This is a genomic window from Peribacillus simplex (assembly GCF_900156045.1).
Classification (GTDB): domain Bacteria; phylum Bacillota; class Bacilli; order Bacillales; family DSM-1321; genus Peribacillus; species Peribacillus simplex_D.
The window spans coordinates 656,898-679,566 of the sequence record NZ_FTMX01000002.1 but is presented as its reverse complement, the minus strand read 5'-3'; the positions used below and the strand labels follow the sequence as shown (position 1 = coordinate 679,566).

Below are 22,669 nucleotides of genomic sequence, written 5' to 3'. Positions count from 1 at the left end.
AGGGATGGCATGGGACATCATCATGGTCACGCCCATGATCATGGGCACGGACACCACCACCATTCTAACAATAAAAAAGCATTGTTGGCATCTTTCTTATTAATCTCCACATTTATGATAGTCGAGGTCATTGGTGGATTCTTGACAAATAGTTTGGCTTTACTGTCGGATGCAGGTCACATGCTTAGCGATGCAGCAGCTTTAGGACTTAGTTATACAGCGATAAGGTTAGGGGAGAGGAAAGCGACATCTTCCAAATCATTTGGATATAAACGGTTTGAAATCATTGCAGCTTGTTTGAATGGATTGACATTGATCGTCATATCCGTATTCATTTTCGTAGAGGCAATTAAGAGGTTCCTGGATCCACCTGAGGTGCAAAGCTTGGGAATGCTGATGATTTCAATCATCGGCTTACTTGTTAATATCATTGCGGCCTGGATTTTAATGAGCGGAGATAAGGAAGACAATCTGAATGTACGGAGTGCTTTTTTACATGTTATTGGTGATATGCTTGGATCTGTGGGTGCCATTGCGGCAGCACTCTTGATTTATTTTTTCGATTGGGGAATTGCAGATCCGATTGCGAGTGTCATAGTCGCGATTTTAATTATTATAAGCGGTTTTAGGGTAGTGAGGGATTCTTTCCATATCTTGATGGAGGGAACGCCGGACCAAGTCGATATGGATGAAGTGAAAGCATCCTTGATGGGATTGGTCGGAGTATCCGATGTCCATGATCTCCATATCTGGACGATCACTTCTGGTTTTTTGACAATGAGCTGCCATGTTGTCATAGATGAGAGCGGTAATCACGATTCAGTTTTGGCAGAAGCGCAAAAACTACTTCACGATCGGTTTGGGATCGAGCATAGCACGATCCAAGTGGAAAGACAGGAAGCGGGCTGTCCCAATCCACACGAGACATGTAATTGAAAAGGGCTGGCTCATTATAGAGCCAGCCTCTTAAAAGTTTAATAAGAAGAACATGGTCTTTCTTGGATGATTTTTACGACCATTTAGCTGCATTCCTGTTAAAATGAATCGAGATCACTTGCACATAATTACTAAGTGAAAATATCGGTTAATTTTACTGCGAACATAATCCTGACACATAAAAAGGGTAAGATTGAGGGAAAATGCTTGGTGTTTTTAATGGTTAGCATATACAAAATGATTCCACTATAATTCAGGAAGGAGGAATCCATAAATGAAGAAAATTCTTGTAGTAGAAGATGAAATCGCCATCTCGATGGTATTGAAAGCATATTTGGAGCGGGAAGGTTTTGATGTTGTACAAGTTTACGATGGGCTAAAGGCCATTCCGGTGTTTGAAGAAACCAAGCCAGACCTTGTCCTGCTTGATGTCATGCTGCCGGGTAAGGAAGGCTGGGATATATTGAAGGAAATTCGGGAGGACGATGCATGTCCGGTTATCATGCTGACTGCACTGACAGATGTCGATTACAGATTATCGGGATTTAAGTCAGGTGCGGATGATTACATCTCCAAACCCTTCGTTGCAGAAGAAGTCGTGGCCAGGGTGCATGCCGTTTTAAGAAGATCCTCATCGGTAGTTACGGAAGATGGTCATGTACATGAGTTTGGGAGTTTAACCATCGATGATTTGTCTTATATGGTGCATTTGAATGGGGAGGAGATAAACTTGACGCCGCGTGATTTGTCGCTGCTCGTTTTTTTCGCTAAGCACCCTAATCAAATTTTCACGAGAGAACAGCTGCTCGACCAAGTGTGGGGCATGGATTATGACGGCAGTGACCGTGCAGTGGACCTGGCCATCAAACGAATCAGGAAGGCGATAGATGCATGGCCTGTAACTGAGGGGGAAATAAAAACATTGCGTGGATTGGGGTATCAATTGAGTGTCTATGAAAACTAAAAAAAGAACCACTTTACAACGCTATTGGACTAAGAGATACGTATTGACCTTGATTTCCGGTTTGATCTTATTGTCTGTTTTTTCCTTATGGTGGATGGAAAAAACGGCTTTGGAATATCGGCTTAGCCTTCTTAAGTACTTAGCTGATGAAACATCCGATCGGGCAATTAAGGAAAATGGTCAGATTGTCGTTGGACCGATCCTTTCGGAAATTGTAGAAGAAAGGGAGAAAATCCTTCATCTGAACCAGCAGCCAATCATCTATATCGTCGATCCCGATGCCACCATCATATATACGATGCCACAATTGTATATAGATCCGGATGAAAATAAACTCCCGGACGTCATCATGAAAAATACGGAGTTAATCCAGAAGGTCAAGATTTCCGACAACAAAGTATATGTCGTCAAATCCCCCATTACGTTTAATGATGAGACGAGAGGCTGGGTGGTCATTGCACAGGAAGAAGGGGCATTGAAGGAAATCAACCAAGATCATGGCTTGTTGGCGATCATGATTGGAGGCCTACTGATTCTGGGAACGGGAGTCATTTATTTTCTTTCCAGGCAGATTTCACGTCCCATCCAAGATGTGGCTAACGCCGCTGTCCAGGTTCGTGAAGGCAACTATGACATTCATTTCAAAGAGGAAGAGGAAATCAAGGAAGAAGAAATTTATGAACTGATAGAATCATTTAAGGAAATGACCAATCGATTGAAGGTCATGGAGAAGTTGCGGGCGGAATTGCTTGCAGGCGTAACCCATGATTTGAAAACGCCAGTCACTTCCATTAGCGGACTGATACAAGCGGTTAAGGATGATGTCGTCAAGGGAGAGCAAAGTAAGGAATTCCTCGATATTTCCTTAAAGGAAACGCAACGTTTACAAGGTATGATAGAGGATTTACTCAATTATAATGCCATATCGGCAGGCGCTTTTAAAATTCGGCTGCAAAAAGAGAATATCAATATATTCATCAAGGAAATCGCCTATCGCTGGCAGGTGACCCAGGATGATGATCAAGCGTTCGCTTTTGAGATAAAAGTTCCTGATGAACCGGTCTTTGGTCAAATTGATTCATTGCGGATGCAGCAAATCGTCATTAACCTATTGAATAATGCCAGACATGCACTTGATGGCAAAGGGAAAATAGCGATTCACCTTTATGAAAAGGATGAAGAACGAATCTGCATTGATGTACTGGACAGTGGCCGGGGGATTCCAAAACATGAACAACAATTTGTGTTCGAACCATTTTATCGAGGTGAAAACAAAAAGTTGAAGGTACGTGGTTTAGGTTTGGGACTGCCATTCAGTAAGATGCTCGCAAAAGCGCAAAAGGGTGATTTAGTGCTTAAGGATAGCGATGAACAAGGCACCACCTTCACGATTGTCATAGAGAAAGCGGATCAGGTATAAAAAAGGGTTGTCCGATGTAATGGACAACCCTCTTATTATGCGTGAAGCTAACTATTAAGCCAATTGGCTGATTGCACGCCATAATTGTACATGACGGACCTTCCTTGGAAGGAAGCGTCCCATTTCTTCTTCATTATATCCTGCATGCAAGTTCTTATGGTCGAAAATGATTGGCCGGCGAAGTAAATCCGGGTTATCTTGGATAAGCTTGCAAAGATCATTAAGTGGTGTATTATTTATATCGATATTCAGGCTTTTGAATTTTTTGGAACGGGTTGAGATGATTTCATCTGTCCCGCCTTCCGTTTTACGTAAAATCTCTTTTATTTCTTCTATAGAAAGAGGTTGGGAATATAGGTTGCGTTCATTAAAGGAAATTTCGTTCTTCTTAAGCCAAGCTTTTGCTTTACGACATGCTAGACTGCTTGGAGTAGTATAAATTGTTACCATTAAAATCGACTCCTTCAAAGTTTTCAAGTTTATTGGAATGAAATTATTTTTATATTTGTGATACTCTTACTTTAACGTTTCTTTGTGTCAGCAAGATGTCAAGAAAAATAAACTTAAATGTAATTTTAAAAAGAAAGGGAGAAAATGAAATGAAATCTGCCTTTAATGAAAAAGAAGCCGTTTGGGTAATGATGACGAACAAGGACCTACATAGGCCGATATTTAACAGTGATGTGCGGATAGTATCATGACAGGAGATTTTTGGTCACCAGTCAGGCTATCGATACAAGTAGCGGGACTATCGGGTATCCTTGTTTTCATTTTAGGAATTATCATGGCGCGAATGATGGCTAAAAAGCAATTCAGGGGAAGGGTCCTGTTGGAAACAGCGTTTTTATTGCCGCTTGTATTGCCGCCTTCCGTCGTTGGGTTTTTATTGATTGTGATTTTTGGCAAGAGTGGAGTGCCGGGACAATTCATTGAAAGGGTTTTTGATCAGCCCCTGATGTTCACGTGGTGGGCAGCGGTCATTGCATCTACTGTGGTAGCGTTTCCGCTTATGTACCAATCCGCTAAAACTGGCTTTGAAGGTATTGATGAAGAAATCGAAAATGCAGCAAGAGTTGATGGGGCCGGCGAGTGGAGATTGTTCCTGAATGTATCCCTTCCATTGGCGGTGAAATCCATCATCACAGGTGCCATCTTGAGTTCTGCTCGTGCGCTGGGGGAATTCGGAGCTACACTCATGTTTGCCGGAAACATTCCCGGACAGACACAAACCATACCGACTGCGATATATATCGCCATGGACTCCGGGAATATGACATTAGCCTGGCTATGGGTTGCTGTAATCATTGTCATTTCATTTTTTATGCTTTTTATCGTGACCTACATAAAATGAAGGCTGTTTCTCCATTTCCGTACTTAATAATGGAAGAGGGAGATTATTGTTTCTAATCAGTCTGTGTTATAATCTACAAACAATATGAACTAATGAAATGAGGAAGAAATTTGTTAACATTTGAAGAAAAATTGAGCATCATTGAAACTTTTCCGGAATTACAGCGAAAAGATGTTTCATTGGGACGTGTGAACTTTCATTATCCAGATAGTGTCCAGGAGAAAAAGATCGTCGTTCAGCACTTGCATCCCAATGGAAATGGATTCGTTTACGCAGGGCATATGAGAAAAAAAGATACTGACCGTAAAGGTTTTATCAATATTCGTGACTATAATGAAGCGGAATTAAAAGAATTGATCCAAAAAAGCGTCGATTACCTATCTGAACCTCCGGTTGAATTCGAAGAAGAGGAAAACGAGTTCGCTAGGTTGGAAGGGACATGGATCGGCCCTGAAAAGCAAGAGCTTACACTTGAAAGGGAAGACCTGCTTTGGAATGTGTATTCAGGTTCGAACCTTGAGGAGTGTTTCGAAAGTCCAGTAGAGGCGGAGCGCTACTTATTGGACGAAGGCTTCCGACAAAGCAAGAAGAGGAATATGTAGAATTTTAGGATAATTTGTCGGGTGATTTACTGCGATAATCTTGTTTTTTTAGGAATTCCCATGATATAATATAAGTAATTATTTTTGTTCGGAATAAGTTTGATAGAAGGATTTACTGTAATAGGATTCCTCTTGAAACATTATCCAGAACCAAAAATAGTAATAAAATGGATTTTTCCAAACACAGGAGGAACTATCATGGTACAAGGTAAAGTAAAATGGTTTAACGCAGAAAAAGGTTTCGGTTTCATCGAAGTTGAAGGCCAAGACGATGTATTCGTACATTTCTCAGCTATCCAAGGCGAAGGCTTCAAAACGCTTGAAGAAGGCCAAGAAGTTTCTTTCGAAATCGAGCAAGGCGCTCGTGGACCACAAGCAGCTAACGTTCAAAAATAATTGAACGCATATAAAAAAAAGACTCCGATTTTGGAGTCTTTTTATTTTTCCTTTTTTTCGGCCATTTCCTTTAAAGCTTTATCCAATTTTTCTTCGATCCGTTTAGAACGATTAAAATGCCCTGCCAGGGAAAATACGATGAATATAACGAATGCGACAAGCACTAGCATAAAAAGGATAGGCAGGAACTGGGTTATATTTTCAGTCATTGGATATTATCTCCTTTTTTCTTCCATTATACTTCATATTTACCGCTGCTATGATATAGGGAGCCAAGTTTTATAAAAAACACTGAAAGGGGATATGCGTAAACGCATATCCCCTTTCAGTCAGTCCTGGAATAGCCAGGCGAACTTTTGAAGTCTGGGCAAGTCCGATTCTTGATACATCTGTTCTATCTTCAATGTCACCAATAACTGGCTCTTGGCAAATAACATGTCCCGGAAATGATCGACCGCCCCACAAAAATGATGATAGTTGGTTTCGCCAGTTCCGAAGACTCCCGTTTTCAGATGAGCGATAGGTAACTGTTCCAGTTCTTTATAAAAGGCTGCTGACTTAGCGGGAAGCTCCCCATTGCCCCATGTATAGGTGCCGACGATCAATGCATCGTAATCCGGCAATGTATGTAAGTCGAATTCATTCATTCGATATAGCCCAGCTACAGGTAAAAGGGAAGCGAGGGCTTCAGCAAGCGCTTTTGTATTGCCTCCGGCAGAATGATAGACAATGGCAACTTTATAGTTCATCGAACCCATTGCTGGCATTTACTTGACTGTATGTCCTTGACTTTTGTTCGAAGAAATCGGTTTTGGTAAGTCCGATGGATTCATCATCGAACGTTTTGATCCATGGCATCGGATTCTCGCCATACTCTTTATACAAATTTTCAAGGCCTAGCATACGTAACCGTTTGTTGGCGATATATTCGATGTACTCATTGAATTCTTCCAAATCGAGATCGGCTTTGGTTTGGATATCTTCGAGCATATATTCAGACCATTCTTTTTCGAGTTCGACTGCTTTTTCAATCGTTGTATAGATAAACTTCGTGTTTTCTTCATTATTTAACTCAGGGTATTCATACATCAAGATTTGAACGAGCATTCCAATGAAATCGAAATGGACCATTTCATCGCGATGAATATAGGATATCATCGTAGCAGAACCGGTCATTAAATTTTGTCGTCCTAAATTATAATAAAAGGCGAAAGCCAGATAGAAATATATCCCTTCAAGGTTCGTTGAATGGATCAGTGCCTCGAATAAATGCTGAGGGCTGGGATCGTCCACGAACGTTTGATAAGCATCAACGATCGGTTGGTTGCGCTTAATCACTTCAGGATGTTCTTTAATGCGGTCAAAAAGCTGTTTTTGTTTGCCTACAGGAATCAAGGAAGCAAGGATATAGGAATAAGATTCATTATGGATCGATTCCTGCTGGGCCATGTTGGCCAGGATAGCTTTTGCCGCCGGATCTTTGATGTACCGAAGGATTTCTACTAAAGTGGGTGTTTGAAGACTGTCCATTCCAGCAATCATCGTAAGGATATCGAGAAAAGCGTCCTGGATATCTTCGTCCAATTCGCCCCACTGTTTTTTATCCTGAATCATGTTCACGCTCGAAGGCTTCCAAAAGTTATTGATGAGCTGTGTATACGTATCATAGAATTTTTCATACTGAATATCGTTCCAAAGGAGGAAGCCTGAAGCTTCTCCTTTGAAAACACCGGTTGCCTTGGTTGGATGGGTAGGTTCGAGCATCCGAATCTTTTTGATATGATTGGTCATTCGTGAAAACTCCTTTAAGAATAGATTACTGGTTTATGATTGTCGTTAACTTGAACAGCTTTCGCAGGCATTATCATATTCGGAAGAAGTCGAACGAACATAATACGTTGATTTCAATCCGCTTTCCCATGCCGTTAAATGGATATCCAATAGGACCTTCGCTTTGATTGTATTGTGTACATACAGATTAAAGCTGATTGCTTGGTCAATATGGCGTTGGCGGGCTGCATTTTGCCAGATGCTTTCCAGTTGGTCCAAATTAAATCGCGTCTTTTTATAATATTCATACGTATTTGGCGTCAAGCCAGGCGCGGTCACCTTGAATTTGAAGTTTTTCTTTTCCTCGTAAAATTCAATTTCATACAAAGGATCGATTCCATCCGTGGAATTACCGATTTTAGCTGTCGAAGAATTGGGGGCAATGGCCATTAAATATCCATTGCGGGTCCCGTGTTCCTGAACGTCTGCTTTTAAATCCATCCATTTTTGATCTGTATAGTCACGCAGTTCGAAATAGTCCCCTGTATGCCAGTCAGATCCTTCAAAATATGGGTATGATCCTTTTTCCTTGGCCAATTCGTTGGATGCCTTGATTGTTAAGTAAGCGATCTTTTCGTATAAAGCATCTGCATAGTGAACAGCCTCATCGGATTCCCAATAAATATTCTGCGTGGCAAGTAAATGATGCCATCCAAACGTTCCCAAACCAATTGCCCGGTAACGTTTGTTCGAGATAGATGCTTGTTTGACAGGAAGATTATTCACATCAATGACATTATCCAGCATGCGGATCTGAATGGGAATCAATCTTTCCAGAACATCGCTGCCAACTGCCCGGGGCAAGTTAATGGATGAAAGGTTGCAGACTACGAAATCGCCGCTTTTACGAACCACAACAACATCTCCATCTTCTGTTTCGTATTCATCCGTGATCGTCGAAGGGCTTAGGTTTTGGGCAATCTCCGTGCAAAGGTTGGAACAATAAATCATACCTTTATGTTTATTGGGATTCTTCCGATTCACTTCATCGCGGTAGAACATATACGGTACGCCTTCTTCTAATTGAGAAATCATGATGCTTTTCATGATGTCCATCGCCTTGATTTTTTCAAAGCTATAGTTTGGAAGCTTGCCATTTTCTGCAGCCTCGACAGCAAGTGCATAATGATTCCTGAAGCTTCCTTCGCCTTTCTTCTCGTCATAAAGATCTTCAAGCGAAAATCCAAGGGTTTGCTTAACGGTATGCGGATCGAAAAGATACCATTCTTTTCTGTCGCGTACAGCTTCCATGAATAAATCGGGTATGCATACACCTGTAAAAATATCATGGGCTTTTAATCTGTCATCCCCGTTTTGTGTCTTCAAATCGAGGAAGCTCATGATATCTTTATGCCAGGCATCCAAGTAAATCGCGATGGCACCTTTACGTTGACCCAGTTGATCGACACTTACGGCTGTCTGGTTGAATAGTCGAATCCAGGGAGTCGTGCCGGAACTGTTTCCAGAGAAACCCCGGATATCGGAACCAAGCGAGCGGACCTTACCGACGTAAAGACCGACACCGCCGCCAAATTTAGATACTTTTGCTGCATCGTAGTTTGATAGGTAGATTCCGTCAATGGAATCTTCAATTGCGTCGATAAAGCAAGAGCTTAATTGTCCATGTGTTTTACCTGCATTGGATAGTGTAGGAGTCGCAACGGTCATATAAAGATTGGACATGGCCCAGTATGCTTCTTTTATAAGTTGCAGGCGGTGCTCCGTTTTTTCCAATCTCATGATTTCCATCGCGATGATCATGAAACGTTCTTGTGGCAGTTCGTAGACCTTGTCCTTTTGTGGGCGGGCCAGATAGCGGTCGTTCAATAAGTAGATGCCTATGTAAGAGAATAATTTATCTTTTTCCGGGTCGATCACGGAACCCAATTCCTCAATTTCCGCTTTCGTATACGAAGATAGCAGTTCTGATTTATAAATGGGATAACGCTGACCTTCCGAAAGCTGGGAGAGTTCCGTGATCAGCTCATAGAATGGGCCATAACTCATGCCTTCATAACCTCGATTGGCTTGTGCATCCCTATACATTGTATTCAACAGTTCTGCTGCAGCAACGAACGTCCAATCCGGAGCATCGATATCCACACTTTCAAGAGCGAGCTGAATCAGTTTTCTTGATGCCTGTTCTTCGGTTGAGTCACTTTTGCGATCTAGCCATTTTGTAAAACGCTTTTTGAACTTTTCCATATCGAGATGGCCTTCGAATTCCTTTGATAACATCTCGAGCTGGATGGATTTCGTTTCTGTGACATTTTCACTTATGGTAGAGTTATATGTTTGAGTCATTAATGATCCTCCTTGTTAACTTCCGCTAAAATAAAAAAGCCGCCCAATGAATTGAGCGGATCAAACGATAGAATAAAAGAGCCATGAAAAAATAGCCGTTAAACTATCGTTTCATCATCTCAATCCCCGAAGAATAAGAAACGTGAAAAATTCAAGGCAGGTCTCCTGACTCATGATCATCCTACTTTGAGTCCTTCCCGTATAGAGAGCTATACAGTGGGTTTCTCATTTCGTCACATTTACAGTTGCGGGGACAGTTCCGGGTTTACACCGGATTCCCTTTTCAGCCATCACTGGCACCTTGGATTATAAAGAATTCTATATATAGTTATTGTTAATGTTTGTATAATCAATATCTAGTATTTCTGCTTATATTATCGTAAGCCATATACGATGATAATTCAACTAATATATTTGAAAAAAACCAACCCTTATCTATTGACAAAGTGATGGCAGAGTGTGGGGGAATGAAAGATTTTATTGGGGAATGGGTAATTCAAGCGCTGATTTTACGCGTTTTTGTGTTAAAATAAAGTGTCTAGTAAAGGTGGCTCTCCCTTATTGCGGTGAGGGGATTCGCGGAAAATATTTAAGAAAAAGGGGATAAAATCTTGGAAAAAGTATTAGTTTTTGGACATAAAAACCCGGATACAGACACAATCTGTTCAGCAATCGCTTATGCAGACCTGAAAAAGCAGTTAGGTATCAACGCTGAACCAGTTCGTCTGGGTGAAGTGAATGGTGAAACTCAATTTGCATTGGACCAATTCAAATTCGAAGCTCCCCGCCTTGTGGAAAAAGTTGCAGGGGAAGCTGAAGGCGTAATCCTGGTCGATCATAACGAACGCCAGCAAAGTGCTGAAGATATTGACCAAGTCCGTGTGTTGGAAGTTATCGACCATCACCGTATCGCTAACTTTGAAACAAGCGATCCTTTATATTACCGTGCGGAACCAGTTGGCTGTACGGCAACCATTTTAAATAAAATTTATAAAGAAAACGGCATTGAAGTCCCTAAGGCAATCGCAGGTCTTATGCTGTCTGCCATCATTTCCGATTCGTTATTGTTCAAATCGCCTACATGCACGGAGCAAGACGTTGCAGCAGCAATGGAACTGGCTGCCATTGCGGGAGTCGACGCTGAAACATACGGCTTGGAAATGTTGAAAGCCGGAGCTGACTTGAGCGACAAAACGATTGCCCAGCTTATCACTCTTGATGCAAAGGAATTCTCCATGGGAATGGCTAAAGTGGAGATAGCACAGGTCAATGCAGTAGATCCGAACGAGGTCCTTGCTAAGCAAGCAGAATTGGAAGCGGCGATTGAAGCGGTCATCGCTGAGAAGGAATTGGACTTATTCCTATTTGTCGTAACGGATATCTTGACTAATGATTCTGCTGCTTTGGCTCTTGGTAAAGCAGCTTATGCAGTGGAAAAAGCATACGACGTTTCATTAAACAATAACATCGCCGTCTTAGAAGGCGTTGTATCGCGTAAAAAACAAATCGTGCCGGTCTTAACGGGCGTATTCAGCAAATAATACAGAAAAAGGGGTGTTCATTAAAAACATGGGCATCCTTTTTCTTTACATGCAAAAAAAGACTCAACCACCATTAAGTGTGTTTGAGTCTTTTTTCTTAATTCAATTCCTTTTCTTTTTCATAGGCAATGACAATCAGTTCTTTGTTGGCTTCCTCGCCAAGTCTGTTTTCAAAGCTTTTCAGTTCATTCAATAAATCCGGTGACAGATTTGCTGCCGTATAATCCTGCTCGGGTGTCATGCTTTTCGCTCCTTTCAAAAGGAAATAATTCATGTTATCTATTTTGTCGGTTTGAAAGGTTTCTATTCAGCAAAATTTTACTTCTTCAAGATATTTTACTTTCTGAGGTGGCGAGTCTTTCAAGCAATAACGAACTTTCTTCATCGAGTCCTTGCACTTGGACAGGTATTCCCAGAAGCTGATATTTAAGGACAACCGTATCAACAGCACCGACTGCTGAAGCATCCCAGATTTTAGAATGGGAAAAGTCGATGACGATTGAATCGGCTTTTTCCTTGAAGTCGAACTTCGAAACAAAGTCCTGGACAGAAGCGAAAAATACTTGCCCGCTGATATGATAAATGATTTTCTTAGCCTGGATATCTTCCGTTTTCTCTACAGCCACTTTAGAAATTTTAGCCGAGAAGAAAATCATGCTCAAGAGCACTCCGGCAAATACACCTTTTGATAAATCATGTGTATAAAGGACAATGAGGACCGTCACGATCATCACGGCTGCATCCGACTTTGGAGCTTTTGTGAGCCTCTTTAGGGAAGACCAGTCAAAGGTCCCGATTGAAACCATGATCATGACTGCGACAAGTGCAGCCATCGGGATTTTTATAAGGACATCATTCAATACCACGATTAATACCATAAGGAATGCGCCAGCTACAAAAGTGGAGAGCCGGCCCCTTCCTCCCGATTTAATATTGATACCGGATTGGCCGATCATCGCACATCCCGCCATGCCGCCAAAGCATCCGGCAATGATGTTCGAAATCCCCTGGCCTTTGGCTTCCTTATTTTTATTACTGTCCGTGTCAGTCATCTCATCGACTATTTGAGCTGTCAATAATGATTCAAGCAGCCCAACAAATGCAAGGGCGATGGAATAAGGGAAAATGATCGCCAAAGTTTCGAAGGTCAAAGGGATATCTGGAAGCATGAACATCGGAAGCGCTTCGGTCAATTGCCCCATATCCCCAACCGTCCGCACCGTAGCCCCCGTGGCAACTGCAACGATCGTCATGAATATGATGGCGACAAGTGGTGAAGGAATGACTTTCGTGATCAGTGGAAAAAGATAAATGATAGCTAAAGAAACGGCTGTCATGACATACATGATCCATGTTTCGCCCACGAAATGGGTGAGCTGTGCCGTGAAAATCAAGATGGCTAAAGAATTCACAAAACCAGTCATGACCGGCTTCGGTATGAACTTCATTAAATTCCCAATTTTTAAAACCCCTAGTAAAATTTGCAGCAAACCGGTCAATATTGTTGCAGCAAGTAAATAGTTCAAGCCATGATCTTTTACAAGATCGACCATGACGAGTGCCATTGCGCCAGTGGCCGCCGATATCATTCCCGGCCTTCCGCCGACAAAAGAGATGACGATGGCAATGCAGAATGAGGCATAAAGACCAACCATCGGGTCAACGCCGGCAATGATCGAAAAGGCAATCGCCTCCGGAATCAATGCCAAGGCAACGACTATACCGGATAGAACATCTCCTCTAACGTTGCCAAACCATTCCTGTTTGTATCCAGATGTATTCAAAGAAACACTCCTTCTTTCTTTTATATATGTGTGCTCATTTCTTTTAACGCACTAAATTATAGCATGAGTCCCTTCTTTCTATCTATATGGATAATATAAACGACAAATCGAGGGCTATTCATTTCGTATTATAGGCGAATGAAGGTAAAAGGCCTAAAGGGAGAACTTTCAAGAATTGCCTATGGGCAACATCCAATAATGAAGGGGGAAAATTTCCAAAGCCTTCTGAATCGCTTTCGCTTCCATGATTCAGATTTTTCTGTATGTAAATGTGTTATTCTTTAATTATGAATGAAAATGGGGGTTACTCCTTTGAATAAGGGCGAGAAAAGAACGAAACTAGTATAAAAGATTGAGAATCATTTAAGACTGACTGCAAGAAATTTAGTGAAATTCGATACAATCCAAGAAACATTGGACTTTACGGTGGAATCATTTCAATTGGAATTTTCGTGGGACTTTGTGGCGATCGTATTGAGAGAGGATGATCGTTTATATCCAAAAGTATGGAAAGGCGGTTCGCTGCATTTTGCTGATTCCTTTCCCATTCACCTAGGAGAATGTTCCCCGGAAATTCTTGAAGAAGGGGTAAAGGACAGTTACATAACTAAATTGTTTGAAGAGAAAATAGAAGATAAAGAAATAGCCGAATATGCGACATTAATGAAAAATGATCTATACTTGCCACACCGGATTGCCGTTTTGGAACTGCAAGAGGAGTGACTTACCGACCATTCGAATCTGCTAGACAGAGAAGAGGAAAAAGCCACGGAATGCGGGATGATATGTTGATTTTGATGATACCGGTGGAAAGGGAAAATAAGCTCGCATTCTCGTATTGGGAAGGGATAAATCATTTCTTAGTGAACATCCGATATTAAAGAAGCTTTCCTTGATGATAGTATGGGGGTAGGGTTATTATTATGCCCACAAACAGGCCTTGCACGCTTATAATGTCAGCCGAAATGGATTTCCGAAAAATGTCTTGGCCATTTTTGACGAATTGGGCTCCTACACACTATTGAATAACCTCAAAGACCCTGGACTTGCCAAGTTATTACTTAAGAAATATTTTTCCTGGTTGATGGAATATCAAAAGGGAAGCGAAGTAGAGCTTATACGCTAAACTGATGATTTATATGAATCGAGCCAGTTATATGCCACCGCACATTCACTTTACATAGCAATGATAAAAGATCTTGAAAGGGTCTTTTTTTATTCGATTTTGAGTGTAATCTCGTTAAGAAGGCATGATGAAGATGGCTATTGTTACCGAAACAATAACTTCCCTTTTCAACATACATGGAAGTGGTGAGGGTGAAAAGGCCAGCACTATCAAAGTTTTTGGAGTAGGAACCCTCACGGTATTAAAAGGCTATTCTTTATCAATGATACTGGATTTACATTTAGGACATGTCACTTCTTTATAATGCTTGAACCTGATCTTTCGAAGGTCGCTTCTGGTCAACATTGCGAATACATTATACCTTGTGCCGCATGCACAAGTATTTTTATCTTTAACTATGTGTCTCTCATCCGTAGTAGCTGAATAAATGGTTGGAAAAAACATATATAACCCTCCTATTTTTAATTTTAGGCAAATTAAAAAGGGGCAAGTGATAATAAAGTGATCCATTCAAGAAAAATCTTGGCAGCCCGGCTGCCATGACAACTAAGATGTTGTGTTAGGCCCGTGGCTTTGCGTCTTTTACTTTCATAAAATTTGCCTAAAATAATCTTAACATAAAACATGATGCGCTATGAAGTGTTTATGGCTACGGCCAACCTTTCCCTTTTATAAAGTATCTACATCAATCAGCGGGATTGTCCCAATATAGAAGGAATATAGAGAAGAAAGATTTGAAACGGGTACTTTTTTAGTTGCTAGGTATATTAATTATTGAACTTTAATTTTTGAGAATCATTTTAATAGTGGAATAAGGCCAAAAGAGTCTCTTCGATTCGTACAAAAAGTATGAATGAAAGAGACCATTTTGGTACGCTATATACCATTAGACTTGGGAAACCATGTGCAGCAGCTGGTTTCCCATATTCCTTTTTCATGTGTGCAGGACTCTTGTTCGTTTTTGGCCTAACTGCCTCTATCGGAATACGACCGAAAAGAATTCCAGTTCCAGAAGTATCCAGCACCACAGCTGTATGAGCATTAAACATGAGAAAGCCTGCTTCCATCTGGAAGCAGGCTTTCTTGCAAAAGTGCGATTAATGTGATCTGGCCAATTCTGGATTGCGGTGCATCGCGAAATAGAGGACAAGTCCCGCTATGAGGAGTAACGTGCTGGTCGTGATGAAAACAGCGGAAAATCCGTAGAAACCAGCAACCATTCCGCCCATCGCGGGCCCAATGATATTGCCTAAAAAGCGCAGGCTCGTATTGTACCCAAGTACTTCCCCCTGCATTGCTACAGGAGCTTCCTGGCGAATGTAGGCAATCCTTACAGGGATGATGCCGCCTATTGCCATGCCAAGTATGAAACGTACCAATACAAGCTGCCAAAAATGATTGATGAAGGCACCTGGCAAGTAGACTGTAGCAGTCAGAAAAAGAAGCAGCACAAGAATCTTCACATGTCCATGACGATCACCTATCTTGCCCCAGTGACGCGCCATCAATAAATTCCCCAGGCCTGCTGCAGAAAAAGCGATACCTGAATAAAATCCAAGATTGGAAGTTCCATGCAGCTCACCAACGTATAAAGAAAGAATGGGCTGGATGCTGAAGTGGGCAACTTGAACAAGTGTCGAAATGAGCATGACATTGACTAGGATGGGATTCTATGCGATAGAACCTCCCTGCTTGTATAGCTCGACTTTGTTCCCTTCTGCCGTTCCATTCGGTACTCCTTGGTTGCAAAGACAAGAAGTCCAGAGATGAAAATGGTGATGGAGGTGAATTTAAAGGCGGTTGAATATCCGAGTGTGTCTGCAAGCAGGCCGCCAAGCAATGGTCCGAAAAGGGAACCGGTAATATTTCCCGTTTGCAAGGTTCCCAGTACGCGTCCGGCAATTTCTTTAGGGGTCTGCGTTGATATGAAGGCTTGTGACATGGAAATGAAGCCAGTGAATATTCCGGTGAACATCCTTAAGACGAATAACTGCCAAACATTTTCAACGAATCCCATCAGGAAAATGGACAGCCCCATCCCAAAGGCACAGGCAATCAAGATTTTCTTTCTGCCGTACCGATCACCAATTCGTCCCCAAATGGGAGAAAATAAAAAGGCAGTCACAAAAGTGATTCCAAATGTCCATCCGGACCAATGCTGGATATATTGAGTCGAATAATCTCCGAATGTACCAATGTATAAGGATATGAATGGGAGAACCATCGTCATGCTCCCGCCTATGAAGAAATTGGCGAACCACATGATGAAAAGATTCCGTTTAGCTATTTTATGAGCATTCATTTTTGATTCAACACTTCTTTCCTCCGAAAAAAACTTCGGGTTCCTAAATAATAGTATACATAATTTAACTAATTTATTAAACGAATTTGTTTTACAGGTTTTTTAATGAATAGGCAAATGGTATAATGTGAAAATATTGATTTTTCAGAAAAATCAAATTAAACAAAGGTATTCACTTTTCCATTTAAAGGGGTTTTTAACATGTTGACGATTTTAGGATTTTGCATGATTTTAACGTTTCTGGTCTTGGTCATCACAAAACGCTTATCAGTGGTTGTCGCTTTTATCTTCACGGCAATAGCTTTTGGTGTGATTGGTGGCTTTGCTTCGGAAATGGGAGATATGATGGTGGCGGGTATTTTAAAGGTGACTCCGACAGCAGTCATGATCGTTTTTGCTATTCTATACTTTGGTTTAATGATTGACGTTGGTTTATTCGAGCCCATGATAGCTAAAATACTCAGTTTTGTAAAAGGGGATCCGCTAAAGGTTGTAATGGCAACCGCCATTATAACCATGTTGGTAGGTTTGGACGGAGACGGTTCTTCCACATTCATGATCACCGTTTCAGCCATGCTGCCGCTTTATATCAAATTAGGGATGAACAGGCTCGTATTGGCCTGTGTTGTTGGTTTAGCCGCTGGCGTCATGAATATGATTCCTTGGGGAGGTCCTTTGGTCAGGGCGGCCGCGAGCCTTCAAGTTGAAGTATCGGAGTTATTCATTCCTCTCATTCCGGTCATGATTTGCGGTCTTTTATGGACACTTTTTTCGGCATATGTACTTGGCAAAAAGGAAAGGGAAAGATTAGGAGTCAGCTCGATGGAGACGAACATGCAACCTGGTATGGGAGAACAGGCTGCAGCTGTTGAAACCGCACCTAAAGGAACATCCAAGCTTTTTTGGTTTAATTGGTTCTTGACGATTTTACTGATGGTTTTGCTGGTGATGGAAGTGCTGCCGATCCAAATTTTATTTGCCACTGCTTTTGCGATTGCACTATTCGTTAACTTCCCGAACCCAAAAGAACAGCAGGAAAGGATTTTAAGTCATGCCAATAGTTTCGTTATGATCTGTACACTCATTTTTGCAGCAGGGATTTTTACGGGTGTATTCACAGAAACAAAGATGATGGATTCGATGGCTGCTTCGATCGTAACTGTCATTCCAGAGTGGCTCGGGGCACATTTGCCGCTGGTGGTAGCGCTGACGAGCATTCCGATGGGGTTCATTTTTTCACCTGATGCTTATTACTTTGGCATTCTGCCAATAATAAGTGAAACGGCATCGAACTTCGGTATTGCTCCTGTAGAAATCGGAAGGGCGGCTTTATTAGGCCATTCGACCGCAGGGTTCCCATTATCGCCATTGGTGCCTGCAACATTCATATTGATTGGCCTTGTGGGCGTGGATTTTGGGGATCACCAAAAATTCCTGTTTAAATGGGCATTTGGGACAACCATTATCATGACGATTGCAGCCATTACTTTTGGGGTCATCACTTTGTAAAATGTGAGCCCATTAAGCTATAATGCAAAATTCTTGTCTGTGAATTTAGTAAGGTGTTCACCCTCACGGTTTAATCTTTTTTCCTATTTATTCCGATTTCTGTTTATTCTTCCATAATGGTGGAAAGTAATAAGAGGAAGATACATATAAGAGAGTGAGGGAGTTTATATGAACTATAAACAAAAACTTGTGCTGCCTATGTGTGCTGCCCTTTTACTGTATGGATGTAATTCCGCGGATGATTCAAATCAGTCCGACAATGATGCCGAGGACATGACTACAGTGGGACAAGGAACAGAAACAGGGGTTGATCCGCAGGTGAAAGCGGAAGTTAAAGATGTAGAAGGTAAAACACTTGGGACGGTTAACTTTACCGCCGAAGAGAATACTGTAGTGATCGAGACCGCTTTGGAAGGCCTTGAGCCAGGCTATCATGGATTCCATGTCCACGAAAACGCAGTATGTGAGCCGGATGCTAAGGAAGGACCTTTCACTACAGCGGGAGGACACTTTAATCCAACTGATGAAACGCACTCTAAACATGCAGGGGATATGCCCCCTTTATATGTAAAAGAGGATGGGACAGCCAAATATACGGCGACATTGGATAACATGACGATAGACCAGCTGAAGAAAGAAGAGTTGGCTGTAATCGTTCATGCGAATCCAGACAACTTTGCCAATATTCCTGACCGTTATGAAGCCAATGGAGAAAAAGGACCGGATGTAGATACCTTGAAAACCGGTGATGCAGGCGATAGGCAAGCCTGCGGGGTTGTTGTAAGTGCAGAGGAAAAATAACATGAAAAAGAGCGATTCCCCTAAAGAGGAATCGCTCTTTTTCATGGAAGGTAAAACCGCTGACAGCTAAAATCTTAAGGCTGAATTCTTTTTACGTATTAAGAAGGTTTTTTCTATTGTGATATAGAAGTAAGAGAGTAAGTAATATTGGATTAGAAGCAGATGACATTAAAGGATCATAGTTAATTCTTGCAGTGGGATGTAGTCCAAGGCATAGGTTTAATATAGGAAAATAAGATTTGGTTTAAGTGGATAAAAAAACCCGAATAGGGATCATGTCCACTGATTCGGGTTTGCTTATCATTTTGCGGTAATGGTTTCTTCGATTAGCAGTAATCTCTCAGCCACTTCTACTTCAGAAAGATTATGCTCGACTACATAGCGGTTACGCGGATGCACTCGGCATTCGTGAGTACAGCTGCGCATATGTTTGTGCTCGTTCTCTTCACTGCAAAGGATTTTCTTGTTGCATTCAGGGTTAGCACAATTAACATAGCGTTCACAAGGTTCGCCGGAATAAATATCGCGACCGACAATGACATGTTCCTTTTGATTGATAGGTACGGCAATCCTTTCATCAAATACATACATTTGGCCATCCCAAAGCTCACCTTGGACTTCGGGATCCTTTCCATATGTTGCGATGCCGCCATGCAGTTGGCTTACATCTTCAAAGCCTTCTTCGACAAGCCAGCCGGAGAATTTCTCACAGCGGATACCGCCGGTGCAATACGTCAGGATTTTTTTGCCTTCGAACATTTCTCTATTTTCGCTGACCCAATCCGGAAGTTCACGGAAATTCGTGATCTCTGGCTTGATTGCACCCCTGAAATGTCCCAAATCAAATTCATAGTCATTTCTGGCATCAAGAACGATGGTATTTTCATCTTGCATTTGCTCGAAGAACTCCTTCGGGCTCAAGTATTTGCCTGTCGTCCGGTTCGGGTTGATGTCTTCTTCCAAACGAAGCGTTACAAGTTCATTTCGTGGACGAACATGCATTTTTTTGAAAGCATGGCCGTCAGCTTCATCTATTTTAAACACGATATCGGCAAAGCGGGGATCGCTTTTCATCATGTCCATATATTTGTTGGTTTGTTCGATCGTACCAGAAACTGTTCCGTTGATACCTTCTGCTGCCACCAAGATACGGCCTTTCAATTCAAGTGCTTTACATGCCGCAAGATGCTCGGCTGCAAATTCTTCGTGATTCTCGATGGGTACATACAAATAATAAAGTAATACTCTATATGGTTTTGTTTCCATTTTTATTTACCACCTATGTTTTATATTTGCAAGATATAAAGGGTGATCATTTAGACACTTTTCTCTTACAGATAATCATTATACCAAGAAAACGTAAAAATGATAAGGGCATGAAGAAAAATCAAAAGGAGTTGTATGGAATGTTGAAAGAGTTAATGAGATATCCAATCATTCAAGCACCGATGGCAGGAGGAGCTTCCACCCCGAAGCTTGCGGCTTCAGTATCCAATGCAGGAGGATTGGGCTTTCTCGCAGCTGGCTATAAGACTGCAGAAGAGATGAGGGGCGAGATAGGGCAGACCCGTCAGTTGACTGAGCACCCTTTTGGCGTGAATGTATTTGTGCCAGGCAACGAGTCGGTGGATGAAAATATATTATCTGCCTATCGTGAAAAGATCAAAAAAGAGGCCGAGAGCGTTGGGGCTGAGATTGGAAAAGCCGATAGTGATGACGATGATTGGGAAAATAAAATAATGGTATTGAAGGAGGCTGGGGTCGCTGTTGTCAGTTTTACGTTTGGATGTCCAACGGAAGATGTAATAAGGGAGCTCCAAGATGTCGGTTCCCTTATAGCCGTGACAGTAACCAACCTACAGGAAGCAGAAAGGGCGGCAGAAGCAGGTGCGGATGCGCTATGTGTTCAGGGGCTTGAAGCAGGTGGTCACCGGGGCAGCTTTGAAAACCGCACAGAAGATGATTACGGTCTATTAGTTTTGATACGCTTGATACAAGGTGAGCTGAACTTGCCGATCATTGCGGCGGGGGGATTGATGCATGGAAAGGATATCGCGGCCGTGCTCGAAGCGGGAGCAACAGCGGCACAATTGGGCACAGCTTTCCTTCGCTGTCCCGAAAGCGGGGCAAGCCCCGCCCATAAGGAAGCTCTGGGAAATCCCCGGTTTACCCAGACATCTATTACCCGAGCCTTCAGCGGCAGGAGGGCACGAGGGTTGGTGAATCACTTTATAACCGAATATGATGCCGTTGCACCAGTCGCCTATCCTCATGTCCATCACATGACAAAGCAAATGCGAAAAGCGGCTGGACAAAAAAACAATCCTGAATTGATGGCTTTGTGGGCAGGACAAGGGTATAGGTTGAGCAGGGAACTTCCCGCATCGGAATTGGTTGAACTTCTTGCAGAAGAACTAAAATGAGAAGGGGGTGGATGGAGATGGAGATAAGGGAACTATTCATGGATGAGCCACCGCCGATGCATTTATTGCTTTTGGCGGACCCTTCAAGGGAATTGGTCGAGGAATACTTGGGAAGCGGAACATGCTTTGTTGCCGTGTCTGATGAGCGGATGATCGGTGTTTATGTTTTACTGCAAAAAGCTCCAAAATTGATAGAGATAATGAACATCGCTGTGGATGAACGGCACCATGGAAGAGGAATCGGCAGGCAATTGATTGAACACGCCATAGGCCATGCAAGGGAACAGGGATATAAAACGATTGAAATCGGCACCGGAAATTCGGGGATAGGGCAGCTTGCCCTTTACCAAAAATGAGGTTTTAGAATCACTGGGGTCGATCGGGATTTTTTTAATAGAAACTATTCCGAGGCCATTTATGAAAATGGAATTCAATGCCAGGATATGATTCGCTTGTCACAAAGTTTAGACTAAGCAATGATCATCCAAGTTTGGAGGAAAAGTTTACAGACAAAAGTGCGCGTCGCATGGTCTAGGGGGAATGAACTTGTTCATTGGAGATATGATTTATCTTCTTTTTGCTTTTTTAATGCCGTTTTTATTTGCGATTGGCGTTTTATATTCATTCGATCAACGAAAAGGCAAAAGGATTTCTTATCGGATATTAATAAAGACTCACAGGAAAGATAGCAGCAAGAGAAAAAGAGTGCAAAACAACGGCACTCTTTTTCATATCTTCACCTTTTCAAAAAGGCTTCCAAATTCCTTTTCACATTGGGCCATTCATGCTCGAGAATACTGTAGACCACCGTGTTCCTTATCCTTCCATCTTGCAGTTTTTTCTCCATTCTCAAAATGCCTTCTTCCAGGGCGCCGAGCCTGGTTATTGCTGCCCGCGATCTTTTGTTGCATTCGTCCGTCCTGAATTCAACCCGTTTCATTTTCCACTTTTCAAAAGCATGCTGCAATAGCAGGTACTTACATTCTGTGTTAATGGCTGTCCGCCATTTGTCGGGATGATACCAAGTCGCACCGATTTCCAGGGATTGATTATGAAATTGAATGTTTCTTAAGCTCGTGCTGCCAACTATCGAATCATCAGTCTGATCGATAACGACAAATGGATGATGAAGTTCCTGTTCCCTTGCTCGAATGCCATCCTTTACATAGGAAATCGCCTCTTCATATGACAAAATTTTTGTTGCGCTCCATTCCCATATTTCAGCTGGCAGGGAAGCGGCGTAAAGCGGTTCGATATGATGATCCATCATCGGGGTGAGTATCACGTGTTTCCCGAACAATTCGATATGTTCCATATTATCCTCCTCTTGATTGATATCTTCATTATAAAAATATTCTGGTCCTGCAATAAGGACCAAAG

Annotated in this window: 22 protein-coding genes, 2 pseudogenes and 2 riboswitches; of the genes and pseudogenes, 13 read left to right on the top strand and 11 right to left on the bottom strand. The window is 42.0% G+C overall.

Features of this window, described 5'->3' with window-relative positions; translation table 11 throughout:
• The first annotated feature begins 9 nt into the window (after positions 1-9).
• The 3 genes from BW986_RS09870 (at position 10) to BW986_RS09860 (ending at position 3,320) form a co-directional block, all read left to right on the top strand.
• Positions 10-936 carry a cation diffusion facilitator family transporter gene (locus BW986_RS09870; RefSeq protein ID WP_076367442.1) on the top strand — a complete coding sequence of 309 codons (927 nt, stop codon included), beginning with the start codon at positions 10-12 and terminating at the stop codon, positions 934-936.
• A 274-nt stretch (positions 937-1,210) separates the two neighbouring features.
• Positions 1,211-1,900, top strand: a complete 690-nt coding sequence (locus tag BW986_RS09865) for a response regulator transcription factor (protein WP_076367440.1) — start codon at positions 1,211-1,213, stop codon at positions 1,898-1,900.
• Entirely contained in the window at positions 1,890-3,320 is a 1,431-nt protein-coding gene (locus BW986_RS09860) for a HAMP domain-containing sensor histidine kinase (protein ID WP_260320832.1), read from the top strand. Before BW986_RS09865 ends, BW986_RS09860 begins: the two co-directional genes overlap by 11 nt.
• Before the next feature lie 54 nt (positions 3,321-3,374).
• Here BW986_RS09860 and spx read toward each other — a convergent pair whose 3' ends face one another.
• On the bottom strand, positions 3,375-3,770 hold the full coding sequence (gene spx / locus BW986_RS09855) for a transcriptional regulator Spx (protein WP_034314875.1): 396 nt from the start codon (positions 3,768-3,770) through the stop codon (positions 3,375-3,377).
• Between the two features lie 247 nt (positions 3,771-4,017).
• On the opposite strand from spx, the gene modB reads away from it, so the two are divergent.
• The 3 genes from modB to BW986_RS09840 all read left to right on the top strand — a co-directional run bounded on the left by modB (position 4,018) and on the right by BW986_RS09840 (position 5,669).
• Entirely contained in the window at positions 4,018-4,671 is a 654-nt protein-coding gene (gene modB / locus BW986_RS09850; RefSeq protein WP_076367436.1) for a molybdate ABC transporter permease subunit, read from the top strand.
• Between the two features lie 110 nt (positions 4,672-4,781).
• Positions 4,782-5,273 (top strand): hypothetical protein, encoded by a 492-nt coding sequence (locus BW986_RS09845; protein WP_076367434.1) that lies wholly within the window; start codon positions 4,782-4,784, stop codon positions 5,271-5,273.
• Between the two features lie 198 nt (positions 5,274-5,471).
• Complete coding sequence (locus tag BW986_RS09840) at positions 5,472-5,669, top strand: cold-shock protein (protein ID WP_028393295.1); 198 nt, start codon at positions 5,472-5,474, stop codon at positions 5,667-5,669.
• Between the two features lie 41 nt (positions 5,670-5,710).
• Here BW986_RS09840 and BW986_RS30135 read toward each other — a convergent pair whose 3' ends face one another.
• From BW986_RS30135 to BW986_RS09825, 4 genes are all read right to left on the bottom strand, one after another.
• Positions 5,711-5,878 carry a hypothetical protein gene (locus BW986_RS30135; protein WP_179086038.1) on the bottom strand — a complete coding sequence of 56 codons (168 nt, stop codon included), beginning with the start codon at positions 5,876-5,878 and terminating at the stop codon, positions 5,711-5,713.
• A gap of 120 nt (positions 5,879-5,998) precedes the next feature.
• Complete coding sequence (locus BW986_RS09835; RefSeq protein WP_260320807.1) at positions 5,999-6,418, bottom strand: flavodoxin domain-containing protein; 420 nt, start codon at positions 6,416-6,418, stop codon at positions 5,999-6,001.
• A complete protein-coding gene (locus BW986_RS09830; RefSeq protein WP_034314867.1) occupies positions 6,408-7,460 on the bottom strand; it encodes a ribonucleotide-diphosphate reductase subunit beta in 1,053 nt (350 codons plus the stop codon). The genes BW986_RS09835 and BW986_RS09830 overlap by 11 nt, the downstream gene beginning before the upstream one ends.
• Before the next feature lie 45 nt (positions 7,461-7,505).
• Positions 7,506-9,803: a ribonucleoside-diphosphate reductase subunit alpha gene (locus tag BW986_RS09825; RefSeq protein WP_076367430.1), complete on the bottom strand. Its 2,298-nt coding sequence runs from the start codon at positions 9,801-9,803 to the stop codon at positions 7,506-7,508.
• A gap of 138 nt (positions 9,804-9,941) precedes the next feature.
• Positions 9,942-10,122, bottom strand: a riboswitch (cobalamin riboswitch).
• Between the two features lie 292 nt (positions 10,123-10,414).
• Between BW986_RS09825 and BW986_RS09820 the strand changes: the two genes are divergently transcribed.
• Positions 10,415-11,344 (top strand): manganese-dependent inorganic pyrophosphatase, encoded by a 930-nt coding sequence (locus BW986_RS09820; RefSeq protein ID WP_076367428.1) that lies wholly within the window; start codon positions 10,415-10,417, stop codon positions 11,342-11,344.
• Between the two features lie 97 nt (positions 11,345-11,441).
• On the opposite strand, the gene BW986_RS30130 is transcribed toward BW986_RS09820, so the two are convergent.
• Positions 11,442-11,585, bottom strand: coding sequence for a hypothetical protein (locus tag BW986_RS30130; protein ID WP_179086037.1), 144 nt, complete (start codon positions 11,583-11,585; stop codon positions 11,442-11,444).
• A gap of 85 nt (positions 11,586-11,670) precedes the next feature.
• Complete coding sequence (locus BW986_RS09815; RefSeq protein ID WP_076367427.1) at positions 11,671-13,128, bottom strand: SulP family inorganic anion transporter; 1,458 nt, start codon at positions 13,126-13,128, stop codon at positions 11,671-11,673.
• 387 nt (positions 13,129-13,515) lie between these two features.
• On the opposite strand from BW986_RS09815, the gene BW986_RS09810 reads away from it, so the two are divergent.
• Together BW986_RS09810 and BW986_RS30125 are read left to right on the top strand one after the other, a co-directional pair.
• Positions 13,516-13,851, top strand: coding sequence for a hypothetical protein (locus BW986_RS09810; protein ID WP_076367425.1), 336 nt, complete (start codon positions 13,516-13,518; stop codon positions 13,849-13,851).
• 536 nt (positions 13,852-14,387) lie between these two features.
• Positions 14,388-14,558, top strand: coding sequence for a hypothetical protein (locus BW986_RS30125; RefSeq protein WP_179086036.1), 171 nt, complete (start codon positions 14,388-14,390; stop codon positions 14,556-14,558).
• A gap of 217 nt (positions 14,559-14,775) precedes the next feature.
• Positions 14,776-14,866, bottom strand: a riboswitch (cyclic di-GMP riboswitch).
• A 188-nt stretch (positions 14,867-15,054) separates the two neighbouring features.
• Here the strand turns inward: BW986_RS30125 and BW986_RS09800 are convergent.
• Both BW986_RS09800 and BW986_RS09795 read right to left on the bottom strand, forming a co-directional pair.
• Positions 15,055-15,303, bottom strand: a complete 249-nt coding sequence (locus BW986_RS09800) for a hypothetical protein (protein WP_142244561.1) — start codon at positions 15,301-15,303, stop codon at positions 15,055-15,057.
• Between the two features lie 48 nt (positions 15,304-15,351).
• Positions 15,352-16,556, bottom strand: a pseudogene (locus BW986_RS09795) (MFS transporter).
• Between the two features lie 201 nt (positions 16,557-16,757).
• Here BW986_RS09795 and BW986_RS09790 point away from each other — a divergent pair.
• Positions 16,758-18,065: a CitMHS family transporter gene (locus tag BW986_RS09790; RefSeq protein WP_076367419.1), complete on the top strand. Its 1,308-nt coding sequence runs from the start codon at positions 16,758-16,760 to the stop codon at positions 18,063-18,065.
• 168 nt (positions 18,066-18,233) lie between these two features.
• Positions 18,234-18,866, top strand: coding sequence for a superoxide dismutase family protein (locus tag BW986_RS09785; RefSeq protein ID WP_076367417.1), 633 nt, complete (start codon positions 18,234-18,236; stop codon positions 18,864-18,866).
• Between the two features lie 300 nt (positions 18,867-19,166).
• On the opposite strand, the gene trhO is transcribed toward BW986_RS09785, so the two are convergent.
• Complete coding sequence (trhO, locus tag BW986_RS09780) at positions 19,167-20,132, bottom strand: oxygen-dependent tRNA uridine(34) hydroxylase TrhO (protein WP_076367415.1); 966 nt, start codon at positions 20,130-20,132, stop codon at positions 19,167-19,169.
• 140 nt (positions 20,133-20,272) lie between these two features.
• On the opposite strand from trhO, the gene BW986_RS09775 reads away from it, so the two are divergent.
• Positions 20,273-21,289 carry a nitronate monooxygenase gene (locus BW986_RS09775; RefSeq protein WP_081395561.1) on the top strand — a complete coding sequence of 339 codons (1,017 nt, stop codon included), beginning with the start codon at positions 20,273-20,275 and terminating at the stop codon, positions 21,287-21,289.
• A 17-nt stretch (positions 21,290-21,306) separates the two neighbouring features.
• Positions 21,307-21,762 (top strand): annotated as a pseudogene (locus BW986_RS09770) (GNAT family N-acetyltransferase).
• Between the two features lie 263 nt (positions 21,763-22,025).
• On the opposite strand, the gene BW986_RS09765 reads toward BW986_RS09770, so the two are convergent.
• Positions 22,026-22,604 (bottom strand): GNAT family N-acetyltransferase, encoded by a 579-nt coding sequence (locus BW986_RS09765; RefSeq protein WP_076367413.1) that lies wholly within the window; start codon positions 22,602-22,604, stop codon positions 22,026-22,028.
• Positions 22,605-22,669 lie beyond the last annotated feature (65 nt).

What these genes read in the sequence shown, in the direction of transcription:
- BW986_RS09765 (WP_076367413.1), bottom strand. Translation starts at nt 22,604, where the DNA reads ATGGAACATATCGAATTGTTCGGGAAACACGTGATACTCACCCCGATG.
- BW986_RS09800 (WP_142244561.1), bottom strand. Translation starts at nt 15,303, where the DNA reads ATGTTTAATGCTCATACAGCTGTGGTGCTGGATACTTCTGGAACTGGA.
- BW986_RS09835 (WP_260320807.1), bottom strand. Translation starts at nt 6,418, where the DNA reads ATGAACTATAAAGTTGCCATTGTCTATCATTCTGCCGGAGGCAATACA.
- BW986_RS09830 (WP_034314867.1), bottom strand. Translation starts at nt 7,460, where the DNA reads ATGACCAATCATATCAAAAAGATTCGGATGCTCGAACCTACCCATCCA.
- BW986_RS30130 (WP_179086037.1), bottom strand. Translation starts at nt 11,585, where the DNA reads ATGACACCCGAGCAGGATTATACGGCAGCAAATCTGTCACCGGATTTA.
- BW986_RS30125 (WP_179086036.1), top strand. Translation starts at nt 14,388, where the DNA reads ATGGCTATTGTTACCGAAACAATAACTTCCCTTTTCAACATACATGGA.
- trhO (WP_076367415.1), bottom strand. Translation starts at nt 20,132, where the DNA reads ATGGAAACAAAACCATATAGAGTATTACTTTATTATTTGTATGTACCC.
- BW986_RS09825 (WP_076367430.1), bottom strand. Translation starts at nt 9,803, where the DNA reads ATGACTCAAACATATAACTCTACCATAAGTGAAAATGTCACAGAAACG.
- BW986_RS09860 (WP_260320832.1), top strand. Translation starts at nt 1,890, where the DNA reads ATGAAAACTAAAAAAAGAACCACTTTACAACGCTATTGGACTAAGAGA.
- spx (WP_034314875.1), bottom strand. Translation starts at nt 3,770, where the DNA reads ATGGTAACAATTTATACTACTCCAAGCAGTCTAGCATGTCGTAAAGCA.
- BW986_RS09775 (WP_081395561.1), top strand. Translation starts at nt 20,273, where the DNA reads ATGTTGAAAGAGTTAATGAGATATCCAATCATTCAAGCACCGATGGCA.
- BW986_RS09790 (WP_076367419.1), top strand. Translation starts at nt 16,758, where the DNA reads ATGTTGACGATTTTAGGATTTTGCATGATTTTAACGTTTCTGGTCTTG.
- BW986_RS09870 (WP_076367442.1), top strand. Translation starts at nt 10, where the DNA reads ATGGGACATCATCATGGTCACGCCCATGATCATGGGCACGGACACCAC.
- BW986_RS09840 (WP_028393295.1), top strand. Translation starts at nt 5,472, where the DNA reads ATGGTACAAGGTAAAGTAAAATGGTTTAACGCAGAAAAAGGTTTCGGT.
- BW986_RS09865 (WP_076367440.1), top strand. Translation starts at nt 1,211, where the DNA reads ATGAAGAAAATTCTTGTAGTAGAAGATGAAATCGCCATCTCGATGGTA.
- BW986_RS09785 (WP_076367417.1), top strand. Translation starts at nt 18,234, where the DNA reads ATGAACTATAAACAAAAACTTGTGCTGCCTATGTGTGCTGCCCTTTTA.
- modB (WP_076367436.1), top strand. Translation starts at nt 4,018, where the DNA reads ATGACAGGAGATTTTTGGTCACCAGTCAGGCTATCGATACAAGTAGCG.
- BW986_RS30135 (WP_179086038.1), bottom strand. Translation starts at nt 5,878, where the DNA reads ATGACTGAAAATATAACCCAGTTCCTGCCTATCCTTTTTATGCTAGTG.